The 15,021-nt window shown below is 43.2% G+C and carries 13 protein-coding genes; 5 read left to right on the forward strand and 8 right to left on the reverse strand.

Going from position 1 to position 15,021, the window contains the following annotated elements:
- Nucleotides 1-83 precede the first annotated feature (83 nt).
- Both ABMY45_RS17035 and uvrB read left to right on the forward strand, forming a co-directional pair.
- Nucleotides 84-1,460, forward strand: a complete 1,377-nt coding sequence (locus ABMY45_RS17035; RefSeq protein WP_349289227.1) for an MATE family efflux transporter — start codon at nucleotides 84-86, stop codon at nucleotides 1,458-1,460.
- Nucleotides 1,460-3,463 carry an excinuclease ABC subunit UvrB gene (gene uvrB / locus ABMY45_RS17040; RefSeq protein ID WP_102056245.1) on the forward strand — a complete coding sequence of 668 codons (2,004 nt, stop codon included), beginning with the start codon at nucleotides 1,460-1,462 and terminating at the stop codon, nucleotides 3,461-3,463. Before ABMY45_RS17035 ends, uvrB begins: the two co-directional genes overlap by 1 nt.
- Before the next feature lie 55 nt (nucleotides 3,464-3,518).
- Here uvrB and ABMY45_RS17045 read toward each other — a convergent pair whose 3' ends face one another.
- Complete coding sequence (locus ABMY45_RS17045) at nucleotides 3,519-4,112, reverse strand: porin family protein (protein WP_010607368.1); 594 nt, start codon at nucleotides 4,110-4,112, stop codon at nucleotides 3,519-3,521.
- Nucleotides 4,113-4,249: 137 nt separating this feature from the next.
- The gene (locus ABMY45_RS17050) at nucleotides 4,250-4,621 is read right to left on the reverse strand and encodes a hypothetical protein (protein ID WP_349289228.1); all 372 of its coding nucleotides are present in this window, start codon (nucleotides 4,619-4,621) and stop codon (nucleotides 4,250-4,252) included.
- A gap of 261 nt (nucleotides 4,622-4,882) precedes the next feature.
- Here ABMY45_RS17050 and ABMY45_RS17055 point away from each other — a divergent pair, with 261 nt between their 5' ends.
- Together ABMY45_RS17055 and ABMY45_RS17060 are read left to right on the forward strand one after the other, a co-directional pair.
- Nucleotides 4,883-5,389: a winged helix-turn-helix domain-containing protein gene (locus tag ABMY45_RS17055; RefSeq protein ID WP_235368895.1), complete on the forward strand. Its 507-nt coding sequence runs from the start codon at nucleotides 4,883-4,885 to the stop codon at nucleotides 5,387-5,389.
- A gap of 29 nt (nucleotides 5,390-5,418) precedes the next feature.
- On the forward strand, nucleotides 5,419-6,147 hold the full coding sequence (locus ABMY45_RS17060; RefSeq protein WP_235368896.1) for a Sir2 family NAD-dependent protein deacetylase: 729 nt from the start codon (nucleotides 5,419-5,421) through the stop codon (nucleotides 6,145-6,147).
- Nucleotides 6,148-6,165: 18 nt separating this feature from the next.
- Here ABMY45_RS17060 and ABMY45_RS17065 read toward each other — a convergent pair whose 3' ends face one another.
- The gene (locus ABMY45_RS17065) at nucleotides 6,166-6,825 is read right to left on the reverse strand and encodes a hypothetical protein (RefSeq protein WP_010607364.1); all 660 of its coding nucleotides are present in this window, start codon (nucleotides 6,823-6,825) and stop codon (nucleotides 6,166-6,168) included.
- A gap of 101 nt (nucleotides 6,826-6,926) precedes the next feature.
- Here ABMY45_RS17065 and ABMY45_RS17070 point away from each other — a divergent pair, with 101 nt between their 5' ends.
- Nucleotides 6,927-9,083 (forward strand): tetratricopeptide repeat protein, encoded by a 2,157-nt coding sequence (locus ABMY45_RS17070; RefSeq protein WP_349289229.1) that lies wholly within the window; start codon nucleotides 6,927-6,929, stop codon nucleotides 9,081-9,083.
- Between the two features lie 385 nt (nucleotides 9,084-9,468).
- On the opposite strand, the gene lnt is transcribed toward ABMY45_RS17070, so the two are convergent.
- From lnt to miaB, 5 genes are read right to left on the reverse strand one after another with little or no spacing between them, the layout of a single operon-like run.
- Nucleotides 9,469-11,046, reverse strand: coding sequence for an apolipoprotein N-acyltransferase (gene lnt / locus ABMY45_RS17075; RefSeq protein ID WP_010607362.1), 1,578 nt, complete (start codon nucleotides 11,044-11,046; stop codon nucleotides 9,469-9,471).
- A complete protein-coding gene (corC, locus tag ABMY45_RS17080; protein ID WP_010607361.1) occupies nucleotides 11,024-11,902 on the reverse strand; it encodes a CNNM family magnesium/cobalt transport protein CorC in 879 nt (292 codons plus the stop codon). Before corC ends, lnt begins: the two co-directional genes overlap by 23 nt.
- Nucleotides 11,903-11,924: 22 nt before the next feature.
- Complete coding sequence (gene ybeY, locus ABMY45_RS17085; protein ID WP_010370421.1) at nucleotides 11,925-12,383, reverse strand: rRNA maturation RNase YbeY; 459 nt, start codon at nucleotides 12,381-12,383, stop codon at nucleotides 11,925-11,927.
- Between the two features lie 3 nt (nucleotides 12,384-12,386).
- A complete protein-coding gene (locus tag ABMY45_RS17090; protein WP_010370423.1) occupies nucleotides 12,387-13,421 on the reverse strand; it encodes a PhoH family protein in 1,035 nt (344 codons plus the stop codon).
- Between the two features lie 54 nt (nucleotides 13,422-13,475).
- Entirely contained in the window at nucleotides 13,476-14,909 is a 1,434-nt protein-coding gene (gene miaB, locus ABMY45_RS17095) for a tRNA (N6-isopentenyl adenosine(37)-C2)-methylthiotransferase MiaB (RefSeq protein WP_010607359.1), read from the reverse strand.
- Nucleotides 14,910-15,021: the final 112 nt, after the last annotated feature.

Below are 15,021 nucleotides of genomic sequence, written 5' to 3' on the forward strand. Positions count from 1 at the left end.
AACGACTCTTAACGTTTCCCGCATAGCGTCAACATCTTGAATAGCATACAATGAGCCGCTTAAAGTATCAGAAATAGGTTGTTATGACTCAAGCTAAGTCAAATTCCAATGGCAACGATATCCTTTTTGGTGATATTGGGGCGACTTTAAAGCGAATGACGATCCCCATGATATTCGGGATGATCACGCTGATGATGTTTAATCTCGTTGATACTTTCTTTATTAGTATGCTTGGCACCGAGCCGCTCGCAGCAATCAGCTTCACCTTTCCTGTTACCTTTACTGTAATTAGCTTAGCCATCGGGCTAGGTATTGGCACATCCGCCGTTATCGCGAAGGCTTTGGGTAGCAATTTGCTCGACGAAGCTAAGTTTGATGCCGCAGTGGCTATTATTATCTCTGCCATTTTTGTTTCGCTGCTTTCTATTCTTGGTTTTATTTTTGTCGATGAGATCTTTATTCTCCTCGGGGCAGGTGAAGCGGTTATGCCATTTATACACGACTATATGTCGGTGTGGTTCATTGGCTCGATTTTATTGATAACGCCGATGATTGGTAATTCAGTACTGCGTGCCAGTGGTGATACCAAAACGCCAAGTTTAGTCATGGGACTCGGGGGATTAGTAAATGCGGTGCTGGACCCGATATTAATCTTCGGATTTGGGCCAATTGATGCAATGGGTGTAAAAGGGGCTGCAGTGGCCAGTGTGTTATCTTGGAGTCTTGGGGTAACTATTATTTTATATTTGCTGATAGTTAAAAAACGTCTTATCTCACTGTCTGCAAAATACACCAGCTTCACAAATGCGGCAAAAAAAATTCTCACCATCGGCCTGCCTGCAGCTGGCGCAAATATGCTGACGCCGTTGGCAATGGCGGTAATGACCGCACTTATTGCCAGTTATGGACCAGAAGCTGTGGCCGCATTTGGCGTTGGGAGTCGTATCGAGTCTATCGCAAGTCTCGTGGTTTTGGCGCTTTCTATGACTTTGCCTCCTTTTGTAAGTCAGAACCTTGGTGCAAAACAATACCAGCGTGTGTCTGATGCCTATACCCAAACACTTAAATTTGTGCTTGCTTTTCAATTTGCGGTCTATCTATTACTGGTATTGAGCGCTTACTACATCAGTCATACTTTTGGTAATGAACCTGCTGTCGTTGAAACCATACAGTTATTTATTTATATCATGCCGCTAGGATACGGCCTTCAAGGCGTGATCATATTAACCAATTCGTCATTTAATGCGTTGCATAAACCGATGAATGCGCTCATTCTAAGTGTGATCCGGTTGTTCATATTTTATGTACCTATTGCTTATATAGGCTCACAGTTGGCAGGATTACCAGGGCTATTTGCAGGCGCTGCTTTGGGGAATTTATTTACCGCAGCCATAGCCTACAATTGGTTTAAGAAAGTAATTAATGAAATTGCAGCAAGCGAGGTTCAAAAGGAGGCGTAATGGAAGATAAGTTTCAGCTAGTTTCTGAGTTTCAGCCAAACGGAGATCAACCAACTGCGATTGCTCAGCTGTGTGATGGTTTAGAATCGGGCCTTGCACATCAAACCTTGCTGGGGGCTACGGGGACAGGTAAAACCTTTACCATGGCCAACATCATTAATAATCTTAACCGTCCTACAATCATTATGGCGCATAACAAAACACTAGCGGCGCAATTGTACGGCGAAATGAAAGAGTTTTTCCCTCATAATGCGGTTGAGTATTTCGTCTCTTATTACGATTATTATCAACCCGAAGCCTATGTCGTTGCCAGCGACACTTTCATTGAGAAAGACGCGTCTATCAATGATCACATTGAGCAAATGCGTTTATCTGCGACCAAAGCCTTGCTTGAGCGCAGAGACACTATCATCGTCGCCTCAGTTTCAGCTATTTACGGCCTTGGCGATCCCGACTCTTATATGAAGATGATGCTGTTGCTGAAAGTCGGTGAAACTATCGATCAGCGCGACATGTTAAGGCGTTTGGCAGAACTACAATACACGCGTAATGACATGGATTTTAGCCGTGGTACCTATCGAGTTCGCGGTGAAGTTATTGATATTTTTCCTGCCGAATCGGAAACCATTGCGGTACGGGTTGAGATGTTTGACGATGAGATAGAGCGGATCAGTTTGTTTGATCCCTTGACTGGTGCCGTTGAGAAACACCTAGTTCGCGCAACTATCTATCCAAAAACCCACTATGTGACGCCAAGAGAAAAGATCCTTGATGCCATTGAGCGTATCAAGGTGGAATTAAAAGACCGCCGTACTCAATTATTGGATAAAAATCGCCTAGTCGAAGAGCAGCGCATTGCTCAACGTACACAGTACGACATTGAAATGATGACCGAGCTTGGCTATTGCTCTGGTATTGAGAATTACAGCCGATATTTATCGGGACGTGCACCAGGCGAGCCACCACCAACTTTGTTAGATTATTTGCCGGATGATGCGCTTATGATCATCGACGAGTCTCACGTTACTGTTTCGCAGGTTGGTGCGATGTACAAAGGCGATCGCAGTCGTAAAGAAAACTTGGTTGAATATGGTTTTAGATTGCCGTCTGCGCTAGATAATAGGCCACTAAAGTTTGAAGAGTTCGAAGCGATTTCGCCGCAAACTATTTATGTTTCGGCGACTCCTGGTGATTATGAATTGAACAAATCTGCGGGTGATGTTGCCGAGCAAGTGATCCGTCCAACAGGACTATTAGATCCAGAAGTAGAAGTGCGTCCAGTTGCAACTCAAGTTGACGATTTGCTCTCTGAGATCTACAAACGGGTGGAAGTGAATGAGCGTGTACTGGTTACTACGCTAACAAAACGCATGTCAGAAGATCTGACCGATTATCTTAACGATCATAATGTTAAGGTACGTTACTTACATTCTGACATCGATACCGTTGAACGTATGGAGATCATTAGAGACCTGCGCAAAGGTGTCTTTGATGTACTCGTTGGCATCAACTTATTACGAGAGGGCTTGGATATGCCCGAAGTTTCTTTGGTTGCCATTCTTGATGCTGATAAAGAAGGCTTCTTACGCTCGACACGCTCTCTTATTCAGACAATTGGCCGCGCGGCACGTCACTTACATGGTAAAGCGATTTTATATGGTGATAGGGTGACGAACTCAATGCGCCAAGCTATAGATGAAACGCAAAGACGTAGAGAAAAGCAAGAGGCGTACAATGAGACCAATGGCATTACCCCAACGGCACTCAATAAGAAGATCACGGATGTGATGGATCTCGGTGAGGAAGTGGCTGATGACAAAGTGGTTGATATCGATGCCAAATTTAAACCAGGTATGCCTGCAATGGATGCGAAAGAGATCGCTAAAGAAATAGACCGACTCGAAGCACAAATGATGAAGTTTGCTAAAGAGCTTGAGTTTGAAAAAGCAGCTCAAGCGCGCGATCAAGTTCAAATCTTACAAAAGCGTTTGATTAAAGCCTAGGTTTTAAAGAATAAAAAAGCATGTGAGACTCACATGCTTTTTTATTGGTTGGGTATTAGAAGCGGTAGCTGACACCTAGAGATAGGCTCGATGTATCCAAGTCACCCATATCAAGGTACTTATAGCCAAGGTTAACTGCCATGCCGTTATCCCAGTCATATTGCCAACCCGCTTCAGCGACAAAACCGATGCCATCGTCGGTAACTAATTTAGTGCGGCCACGAGTGATTTCGTAATCGTAGTAGTTCGCACCTAATTTGCCGTAAAAATAGCTGTTGTCAGAAATTTGATAGTAGCCTTTTGCGGCAACAACAAAGTTATCAAATTCTAAATTGTTAGCGCCAAGGCCAAACAAAGTTTTGTTGTTTTGCGTACAGGTAAACTTGCGATCATTTTCGTCCTCACACTTCCAATCATCTAAGTCTTCACCGCTGTTATAACCTAATTCAAGCGCCAAAATTGGCGTAAAGTGATAGTTGTAATACAGGTATGCTTGGCCTACACCATCACCATCTTTGCTTGAGCTTTTATAAGAAGCGCCGCCGCCAGAGATGTCTAAACCAACGCGATGCGTCTCGTTATTTTGTTCTGCAAAAGACGATAAACTTGTTGTGAGTAATGCAAGAGATAAAAGCGCTTTAATTTTCATAATCAATGTCCGTTGTGGTTAACTTGAGGACAGTATAAATAGCGGGGGTGTCAAGGTCTGTTGGGGGGCTGTCATAAAGTGTAAGAAGGCGTCTAGTTTGGTTCTCTTTATTTTACAAATATAAATAGTTGCACTTGTTAAGTGCTTTTAGTTGCCTTAGATTTTGCAATGAGCGTTTGATATTTTAGTAAGGTCGTCAATGTCAAAATCGCAGCAATAAGTCCGCTCCATATATGATGCATGATCAAGTGACTTGCAATGAACATAGGTACGTCTTGCCAGCCATCAATAAACAAAAGTTTACTCAATAACAACAAGTAACCGAGCAGGTGCGAGAAGGTCACAAACCTAAAGGATTTAGTAAATTCGCTTTTTGCATTGGCTGAGAGGGTGGGTATATTGAGATGTAGCGCGAGAATAAAGATTGTTGAGAGCACAATACTGACAAATCCCAGCCCGAGTAATGAGGTTTTTATCAACACGATGGAGTAGATAAAAGCAAGTAACATGAGTCAGCCTAACAATTACAGAAAATGCAGTTTATATATGCTTAGGTTTTGAGTCTATTCGAATTATTCTAAGGATTAGGTAGTGATTTTCTGAGTGATCGCTCTATACTAAAGCCGATTTTATCAATAGTTTGTAAACCGATGTAACATTGCCCTATATTTTCGCGGCATGTTTCGTTATAAATGCAATGTTAAGTTGTAGTAAATTCGAATAAAACAATAACTATTACAGTAATTAAGACCAAGTTGGGAACTAGGGAAATGAAATTCGCTTTTAAGGATTTTTTGTTTGATAGCAAAGAACTGAAGCTTTATAAAGACGACAGAAAGCTCAATTTAAAACAAAAACCTGCTCAGATATTGGAGCTATTTTTATCTGCTCCTCAAACCATCCACAGTAAAGAAGACATCTTAGAGAAGGTATGGCCAGATAGAAAAGTAACCGATCAGGTCGTATTTCAAAATATTGGCCATTTACGTGCTTTGTTTGGTGATGATGCCATCAAAACCTTTTCACGAAAAGGGTATCAATGGCAGATCCCTTGTACGGCCTTTGAAGGGACTGCGGAAGCTCAGGCTTCACCTCAGACTACTCCCCATGAGTCGACTAAACAGGATGTAAAATCGGTGGAAGAAGAAACTGTAGTGACTGAATCACCTTCTGAAGTGTTCGAAAGACCAGAATCTATTGGTAGCAAACTGCCTATGTTTGGGCTTGCGGGTGCACTTGTGTTGCTAGCCTTGGGTATCTACTTTACGTTATCGTGAGCCAAATTTACTTGAGTTGAGGTTGTGTCATGTTGCAAACGTTGTATATCACAGGTGCAGGGGTGAGTGCCGAAAGTGGTATTCCGACTTTTCGAGGAGATGATGGTTTTTGGACGGTAGGTTCGGCTAATTACACTCCTCAAGAAATGGCAACGCGAGCAATGTATAAATCGCAACCGGCGGAATTCTTAAAATGGTACTACCATCGTTTTGTGGTTTACCGTAATCACGGCCCCAATCAGGTTCATCAATGGCTTAGTGATAAAAATGTGATCACGCAAAATATCGACGGTTTAGATGGTAAAGCGGGAAATAATCATTTTATTGCGATCCATGGACGCGTTGATCAGGTGACTCCCTTTCATACCCAAGGTGAGCCCACAGCGTGTTTTACTGCCCCTTGGGATGAGGTAGACGAAAGTCGATTGGCCGAGTCGTTGTTAGCACTTTTCAAGATCGCGCGACAAGGCCCAGAAAAAGGCGTGTCACTTAAACCCTATGTATTGTTATTCGACGAATACTACACCGATCTGTATCGTATTAGCGAAGCACAGTCACGAATGTATGCTGCGGATAGAATCATTTTTATGGGCACTTCCTTTAGTGTCAATATCACTCAAATGGCCTTGGAAATAGCAAGGCACAAAGCAATTCCAATTGAAGTGGTTGACCCAAACCCTGCGCACTTACTTTACAAACAAGTCACCTATCACCGCATGACAGCAAGTGAATACATCGCCAGTTTGCCTGCCTCTTAATTTAAAGCCTGAGGAAAGTTAGCCTGCATTGCTTTGATAGTAAGTGGCTAGCAGAAATTGTTTATATTCACTGAGCCGGTGTTGTTGTTGGAGGTGTGATTCAATCACTTTAGCGTTGTGGGGTTCCACTGCGCTTATATGTCGCCTTTCGATTTCCATCAAGCCAAGTAACGCACTTAATTCTTGAATGCTCAGTGGCGCAGTATGGCTATTAAAAGCTAAGTAGCATTCTAGAGGTGTTAACTTTTTTGCATTTCTTTGACTCAGCGCATTTTGAAGTAGCTCTTTGCTTTCAAAGTGCAATAAGGTTCTAAGGTAATTTAGACCGTTATCTTTCGCGGACATTTGCGATAAAAGGATATGTAGTATGTTATTTCCTTGCGGGTTAAGGTTATTGATTTGCTCAGCTTGGATCAATGGTGTTGAAAAAAAGGCAAACTTCTCCAAGGAGTTAATCGCAGCTATCATCGCCTCTGGAAAGCGTGCTGCTTGTAAGCAAACACTCGCTATATCTTGATAGTGGCCATAGAGTACAGTGTTACTCTGCGCACTTTGAAAAAGAAACTTGAGGACCTCAATCTGCTCGTCTTTGGTCACCTGTGCATACACGGCTTTTATTTTTTCTATATCCGCGCTTTTTAACGCTAACAAAAACTGAGTTAGACAATTATTCGACATACATAGAACCACAATTTATTATTTAATGCTCACGCAATATGATAGCCTATTCGCCTGCTGTTTTGCTCAATTTATAATGATAATAAAAAAGAGACGATAACGTGTTGCACTTTAAGATAATCCTGCTTACTTGTTGCCTACTACTAAGCCCACTAGTTCACGCTAATGAGCGTTTATATGATGCTTTTATAAAAGAAATTCAGCAACAAGAAACACGTGATAGCGCGCTTCAAAAAGTCGACCAAGTATTAGAGTCAGGCTTAACGCCGGAAGAAATTGCAGACGTTCACCATAAGACCACGGTTGCATTAAAAAACGGTTTCCAGCTCGAAGAAGCATATAAATGGGCGGAGCGCTTTAAACAGGTATTACTCTCGCATCATTTACCCGAATATGAAGCTAAATACTCTTTAACGTATGGTGACCTCATGCTCAAAGAGGGGAGATTTAGCGACGCGATTAGTTATTTAAACCTAGCCGTGTCTCAGCTATCGGCGCTTGATATGCATCGATTGTTAAGCCACGCTTATCGCTTTCGGGCTGCTGCTTACAAAAGCAATGGCAGTTATAAAGACTCGATAGAGAGTTACGAACTCTCAATTGAAGTAGCAAAGAAGTATGAACTCCCAGATTTGCAAGTGTCTGCGATCACTCAGTTAGCAGATGTTTACTCGGATCTTTCATTACCGGACAAGGCACTTGAATTACTGCAGCAATCGATAGCGGTACTAAAAAGCCAAAAACAGGAAAATACGGTTTTACTTGGACAAGTTTACTATAACCTAGGTGGTGCGCATCAAGTGATTGGCGACCATGCAAAGTCGCTTGAAGCTTATCAAACCGCATATGACTATGACATTAAAGCGGGCAATGTCGTTTATTCAGCTTACACGTTGATCCGCATTGGTCGTGAACAAATGAAACTCAGCCAATATGACAATGCACAAGCGTCATTTGAAAAAGCATTTACGATTTTCGAGGAGAATGACCACACCAGAAATCAGGGCTGGGCCCTGAGCAATTTGGCTGAAGTTAAATTAAAAGCAAATGAAAAAGCTAAGGCTCAAGAGTATGTTGAACAGGCGCTAGAGTTAATTGATCCGGTACAAAGTAAAGTGCTTTATCAAGAGACGATGACTACCTATGCGCAAATTGTTTTACCTGAACGAGCTGATTTTTTTATTCAAAGTATGGAGCAAATTATTGCTCAAGATGAGGTTTATCTTGGCCTCAAGGAAACCGCATTACGAGTGTTAAAGGACGCCTACAGCGCGAAAGGTGATTTTGAGTCTGCGCTTAATTATCACTTACAATATGCGGAATCTAAGGTTTCTCAGCTTGAAAAAGAAGCCAGTCAAAAAGCCTTGGCCTATCAGATGGATACCGAGTACCAGAAAAATCAATATGAGCTACAAAGTCTAAAAACACAGCGTGATGTAGAGCTGGCCGAACAGCGCGTAGAACAAATAGTAACGGCAGCAGTGGTGGGAGTTTTGGTCGTTCTACTGAGCGCATTTTTACTACTTGCGAGAAACAAACGTCGCTCACTGGAACTCGAGAAGCAGCTTCTCAACAAAACCTTGGACTTAAAGCAGCAACTTCTTGCAGATATTTCTCATGAATTAAGAACACCACTTACCGTACTTAAGCTACATATTGAATCTCTTGAACATAATTTGGTGGAAAATCCCCAGCAGAGCTACAAAGTGCTTAACCGCCGTCTTGATACTCTTAACACATTAATTAAAGATATCTACGAACTCGCGCAGGCAGATACCGGCAGCCTTAACTTGGCGTTAGAGCGCGTCAATGCCAAACAAGCCTTTATTGGTCTTGTTGAAGATATTGATGACTTTGTGACGGATGAAGGGCTTGAGTTTAATGCCCATATTGAACTACCTGATGAGCTGGAAATCGACATTGACGTAACTCGGTTCGCTCAGGTATTTAATAACTTGGCTCGTAATAGTGTGAATTATACTGACAAGCCGGGAGAAGTCTGTGTGGATATTAGCTATCAAAGCCAGCAAATCCAATGTGTTATTGAAGATTCAAGCCCAGGCGTGGGCGATGAAGCTTTGGGGAGATTGTTTGAACGTTTGTTCCGCTGTGATAAGTCCCGTAGCCGAGATCTTGGTGGCTCCGGCTTAGGTTTATCTATTTGTCAAAAACTGGTTGAATTGCATGGTGGCAGCATTGCCGTCGCGCATAGCGAATTAGGTGGGTTGAAAGTGAGTGTTATTATACCTTGTGAGTAATAACACAAACCTGCTTTTAGCTGAGGTAATATATTCAGTGCGATTTCACATTGTGATATAGCAAAAGCTCGCCGCGTAAAGCGGCTCTGGCCAGAGTTATATATTGCATGTAGGAGCGATTTTACATCGCGATATGGCATTAGATATCGCCGCGTAAAGCGGCTCCTACGAGACGTTATATATTTTGTGTAGGAGTGATTTCACATCACGATATGGCATTAGATATCGCCGCGTAAAGCGGCTCCTACCAGAGTTATATATTGTGTGTAGGAGTGATTTCACATCGCGATATGGCATTAGATATCGCCGCGTAAAGCGGCTCCCACCAGAGGTTATATATTACGTGTAGGGGCGATTTTACATCGCGACAGGTACAACACCGCAACTACAAAAAGTTGCGTTCAAATCGCTTAAGCACTATGGACTTTGCCTTTGCGGCGGTGAGTATCAGCAAAATAAAAGCGACAATAAACCAGATGGGGCGATTACCATGCTCTGCATACCAGCTCACTCCACTAATGAGTTTTACATCACTTTTCAGTATATTGGCTTCGAATTGTGGAATGGCATGCTGAACTTTGCTAAGTGGATCGTAAACACCAGTGATACCATTATTCGTTACTCGAATTAATGGGCGCTGTAATTCTAAGGCACGCATGCGAGCGATCTGCATATGTTGATGCGGGCCGTGGGAATCTCCAAACCAAGCGTCGTTGCTCACAGTAAAAAGAATATCTGACTCAGAGGTAAAGTTACCTCTGACAAGCTCGCTAAACGCGATTTCGTAGCAAATAGCGGGTAACACATGCAAACCGTTCGCAAGTAGGTTTGGTTGTACCGCATCACCTCGAGTAAATGACGACATCGCTAAGTTAAAAAGAGGGGCTATAGGACGCAATAGGTCTTCGAACGGTACAAACTCACCAATAGGTAACAATTGGTGCTTCTGGTAGCGGTTTTTGTGCAGATAGTGATATTGCCCTTCGCTATCTTCTTTTTCTTTTTTACCAAGGGTGATCAGCGTGTTGTACGCGGTTCTGGTATCAAACTGATAATCGGGAATACCCGTTATTAGCGCCGTGCCATTAAACGCGGCGGCTTTGTCCAGCCCTTCTAAAAATGGGTAGGCGATATCTTCAAATTCTGGAATAGCCGCTTCTGGCCACACCACTAAATCAACGCCTTGCCAGTTAGGTCTGGTCATATCTCGATATTTAGACATGGTAGGCCAAAACTGTTCAGGCTCCCAGCGCAGACTCTGTTTGATATTACCTTGTACAAGTAAGGTGGTAATTTCATCACCCGAGTATTTCAGTGGGCCTTGAATGATTGGCACACTGTATAGACCGGCAATGCCAGCAAAGCTGACTATGGTGAGATAAATCGCACGTTGTTTAAGTAGATAGTAAAGGCTTGTTGTCGCTAAAATAACTAACAATGTTAAGCCAAATTCACCGATCCAAGGGGCTAAACTGCCCAATGGCGAGTCAGTTAATGTGTAACCGAAGCTAAGCCAAGGGAAGCCCGTGAGCATATGGCCTCGCAGCCACTCGGTAATGGCAAAACCCGCAACAAGTGCCAGCACCCGTTGCCAAGGTGTGCGAGTAAAGTAGCTGGCAAAAGCAAATGCCAATGTCGGGTAGATGGCAAGATAAGCACATAGTAATGCCATCAACAGCACTGAGACAGGTAAGGGTAAACCACCAAATTCAGCGATAGAGACATGCACCCAGCTTATGCCAAGGGCAAACCAGCCAAAGCCAAATAAAAAGCCATATTTAGCCGCGAGCTTTGGACTGGGTTTATCGGTAAGCCAAGTCGCTATAATCAAGCTGACAAACGCGATGGGCCAAAAACCAAAAGGGGAATAAGCAAAAGTAAGTGCACAGCCAGAAATGAGTGCCAGCCATGCAAACTTATCTTTTGCGAGGTTACTCAGGTTAGATACTAGAGTCTTCAACATGTTCAGATTTAGGTACACTTACTTGAATTTGTAAGATCCTCCGGTTATCGGAGTTAGTTACCTTAAACTGAAGGGGATCTATGTCTATGGTTTCACCACGGCTTGGCATATGGCCAAATGCATGAAGAATAATACCGCCAATGGTATCGGCTTCTTGGGTGTCGTAGTTGGTTTTGAAAAATTCGTTAAATTCATCCAAGGGCGTGAGTGCTTGCACGGTATAAACATGTTTAGACAGCTGACGAATATCTTGTTGTTCTTCGTCGTCATCATGTTCATCTTCGATTTCACCAACAATGGTTTCGAGAATATCTTCGATAGTAACCAGTCCAGATACACCGCCGTATTCATCAATCACGATAGCCATATGGTAACGTTTTTGACGGAATTCGTTGAGCAGGGTATCGACACGCTTACTTTCAGGCACGACCACAGCGGGACGAAGATATTCGCGGATACTTGGCAAATCGCGCTCTTCGCGCAAAATCAAAGGTAAGAGATCTTTGGCAAGTAAGATGCCTTCTACGTGGTCTTTGTCTTCACAAATCACAGGAAAACGCGAGTGTGAAGATTCTACCATCATAGGGAGTTGAGCACTGAGCGGCTCATCTACATCAAGTGTAATCATTTGCGAACGTGGGATCATGATGTCACGTACTTTCAGCTCTGAAACGCTGAGTACACCTTCCATCATGTCTTTGGTTTCAGGGTCAATCAGCTGGCGCTCTTGCGCATCAGCGATGACTTCAGCCAATTCTTCTTTATTTTGGGGTTCCCCTTGCAGCATCTGTGTGATGCGTCCCAGCCAGGTCTTGCTAGAAGAACCCTGACTACTTTGCGAGTTATCGTCGCTCATTAGTTGTGTCTGCTCCGTTAATTTAACAATCGTCTCTGTAAGGATCTGCGATATTCAAAGAAGCGAGAATTTGCTTCTCTATTGTTTCCATTTCTACCGCGTCTTGTTCATTTATATGGTCAAATCCAAGTAAATGCAAGCAACCATGGATAACCATATGGGCGAAGTGGTCATGAAAGGTCTTTTCTTGCTCTATGGATTCTTGGTATACCACTTGGGGACAGATAATTAAATCACCAATAAGTGGCAACTCAATTCCCGGTGGCGCATCAAATGGGAAAGACAACACGTTGGTTGGCTTATCTTTGCCCCTGTATTGGCTATTGAGCTCTTGGCTTTCGTGCTCGTCAGCGATGCGAATCGTTAATTCTGCTTCTTCGCGAAATTGCGTTAATGCATGTTCTGCCCATAATTGAAATTGTGCTTCGGATGGTAAGTTTTCAAACTCACAAGCCAATTGCAAATCTAGCATTAAGTCCATGGTTTATTCCTCAGAAGGTTGCTGTTTCGCCTGATGCTTTTCAGCTTTAGCGAGACGCTCTTGTTCTTCTTTCTTCTCGTATGCTTCGACGATACGAGCAACCACAGGGTGTCTAACTACATCGTGAGATTTAAAGAAGTTAAATGAAATCTCTTCTACATCATTGAGTACTTCTATCGCATGACGAAGTCCAGAGCGCGCACCACGAGGTAAATCGATTTGGGTGATATCACCGGTGATCACCGCTTTTGAATTAAAGCCAATCCGCGTTAGAAACATCTTCATTTGTTCAGTCGTGGTATTTTGGCTTTCGTCCAAGATAATAAACGCGTCATTGAGTGTTCGACCGCGCATATACGCCAAAGGTGCAACTTCGATGACATTTTTTTCGATTAAGCGCTCAACTTTTTCAAAACCAAGCATCTCGAATAGGGCGTCATAAAGAGGGCGAAGGTAAGGGTCGATTTTTTGTGTTAAATCACCCGGCAAGAAGCCCAGCTTTTCACCAGCTTCAACCGCTGGACGAGTGAGGAGGATGCGACGTATTTCTTGACGTTCTAGCGCATCAACCGCTGCCGCAACAGCAAGATAGGTTTTACCAGTACCTGCAGGACCAACACCAAAGGTAATATCGTGAGTTAAGATATTAGCGACATATTGGCTCTGATTTGGGTTACGAGGCTTAACTACACCGCGACGAGTCTTAATATAGACTTCTTTGTCCCATACGGTTGGGGCGTCTTGTTCGAGTACGTTCGCTTCTGTGATGGCCAGATGAACCTGATCCGGTTCAATTTCTGTCATTTTTCCTTTCACAGGCTGAGTATCAACATATAGAGACTTTAGAATATCCACAGCTGCTTTTGCCGTTACCGCTTGTCCGGTCACTTTAAACCAATTGTCACGGTGTGCGATTTCAACTCCAAGGCGACGTTCTATTTGTTTTAGATTTTCGTCGAACGGACCACAAAGTGAAGAAAGGCGGTGATTATCTGCGGGTTCTAAGTAAATTTCTATATTCTTTATCTGATTACTCAAAATGTCTTCCTATAAAAATGACGCTAGCCGAAGCTAGCGCACAATTTAAAAATGCTAGGGGGTAAAAGTACCAACACCTAATTCATTAATTTCAGGTTCTTGTGGTGCTTTATTTAGGATATCCGACGGTTTTACGTCACGACGTAAATCCATTTCTGCTTCAGTACGGATAAGCTCACCACGTAACGAGTTCGGTAACGCCTCAGTAATACGTACATCGACGAATTGGCCGATCACTGAGTGTGGACCTTCAAAGTTTACAACGCGGTTATTTTCGGTTCTACCACGCAGTTCCATTGGGTTTTTCTTCGATGGGCCTTCAACCAAAATACGCTGCTCGGTATCGTGCATCTTGCGGCTGATATCCTGCGCCATTTGGTTGATACGGTTCTGTAGAAGATACAGACGTTCTTTCTTTTCTGATTCTGCAACATCATCAGGTAAGTCGGCTGCTGGTGTACCAGGTCGCGCTGAGTAGATGAAACTAAAGCTCATATCAAAGCCGATATCATTAATCAGGTTCATCGTTGCTTCAAAGTCTGCGTTTGATTCGCCTGGGAAACCAATGATGAAATCTGAAGACATGCTTAGGTTCGGGCGGATCTTACGTAGCTTGCGGATCGTTGACTTGTACTCAAGCGCAGTATGACCGCGTTTCATCAGGTTTAGAATACGGTCTGAACCACTTTGTACCGGTAGGTGTAAATGGTCAACAAGCTCTGGCACATCCGCATAGGCTTCAATAATATCTGGTGTAAATTCAACCGGGTGAGATGTTGTATAACGAATACGGTCAATACCGTCAATTGCTGCAACGTAGCGAATTAAATCAGAGAAGTAACAAATTTCACCATCGTGCATTTCACCACGGTAAGCATTTACGTTTTGACCGAGTAAGTTCACTTCACGTACACCTTGCTCCGCAAGCTGAGCAACTTCAAGGATCACATCATCTAAAGGACGGCTTACTTCTTCGCCACGCGTGTACGGTACAACACAGAAAGTACAGTACTTAGAGCAACCTTCCATAATTGAAACAAATGCACTCGGGCCTTCAGCCTTTGGCTCAGGGAGGCGGTCAAATTTTTCAATTTCAGGGAATGAAATATCAACGACAGCACCTTCTTTGCTTTGCACCTGTTTGATCATCTCTGGCAGGCGGTGCAATGTTTGTGGGCCAAACACGATATCAACAAATGGAGCGCGCTGACGAATGGTGTCGCCTTCTTGTGATGCTACGCAGCCACCAACACCGATAACAAGATCAGGGTTTGTGTCTTTTAGTAGTTTCCAACGACCAAGTTGGTGGAATACTTTTTCCTGTGCCTTCTCACGAATCGAGCAAGTATTGAGTAGGATCACATCAGCTTGCTCAGCTTCTTCTGTAAGCTGATAGCCATTTGTTGAATCCAAAAGATCCGCCATTTTCTGGGAGTCATACTCGTTCATCTGACAACCCCAGGTTTTAATATGCAGTTTTTTACTCATTTAAATATTGCCTCGTTTACAACTCGGTGTTTAGCACTACGCGTTTCTCGTGCAGGCGATGCTGAATTGATATCATTATGCCTAAAGGACGCGTATTTTATATGACCTATCT

The organism is Pseudoalteromonas sp. XMcav11-Q, from assembly GCF_040104525.1.
Taxonomy (GTDB): domain Bacteria; phylum Pseudomonadota; class Gammaproteobacteria; order Enterobacterales; family Alteromonadaceae; genus Pseudoalteromonas.

What these genes read in the sequence shown, in the direction of transcription:
- ABMY45_RS17035 (WP_349289227.1), top strand. Translation starts at nt 84, where the DNA reads ATGACTCAAGCTAAGTCAAATTCCAATGGCAACGATATCCTTTTTGGT.
- uvrB (WP_102056245.1), top strand. Translation starts at nt 1,460, where the DNA reads ATGGAAGATAAGTTTCAGCTAGTTTCTGAGTTTCAGCCAAACGGAGAT.
- ABMY45_RS17045 (WP_010607368.1), bottom strand. Translation starts at nt 4,112, where the DNA reads ATGAAAATTAAAGCGCTTTTATCTCTTGCATTACTCACAACAAGTTTA.
- ABMY45_RS17050 (WP_349289228.1), bottom strand. Translation starts at nt 4,621, where the DNA reads ATGTTACTTGCTTTTATCTACTCCATCGTGTTGATAAAAACCTCATTA.
- ABMY45_RS17055 (WP_235368895.1), top strand. Translation starts at nt 4,883, where the DNA reads ATGAAATTCGCTTTTAAGGATTTTTTGTTTGATAGCAAAGAACTGAAG.
- ABMY45_RS17060 (WP_235368896.1), top strand. Translation starts at nt 5,419, where the DNA reads ATGTTGCAAACGTTGTATATCACAGGTGCAGGGGTGAGTGCCGAAAGT.
- ABMY45_RS17065 (WP_010607364.1), bottom strand. Translation starts at nt 6,825, where the DNA reads ATGTCGAATAATTGTCTAACTCAGTTTTTGTTAGCGTTAAAAAGCGCG.
- lnt (WP_010607362.1), bottom strand. Translation starts at nt 11,046, where the DNA reads ATGTTGAAGACTCTAGTATCTAACCTGAGTAACCTCGCAAAAGATAAG.
- corC (WP_010607361.1), bottom strand. Translation starts at nt 11,902, where the DNA reads ATGAGCGACGATAACTCGCAAAGTAGTCAGGGTTCTTCTAGCAAGACC.
- ybeY (WP_010370421.1), bottom strand. Translation starts at nt 12,383, where the DNA reads ATGGACTTAATGCTAGATTTGCAATTGGCTTGTGAGTTTGAAAACTTA.
- miaB (WP_010607359.1), bottom strand. Translation starts at nt 14,909, where the DNA reads ATGAGTAAAAAACTGCATATTAAAACCTGGGGTTGTCAGATGAACGAG.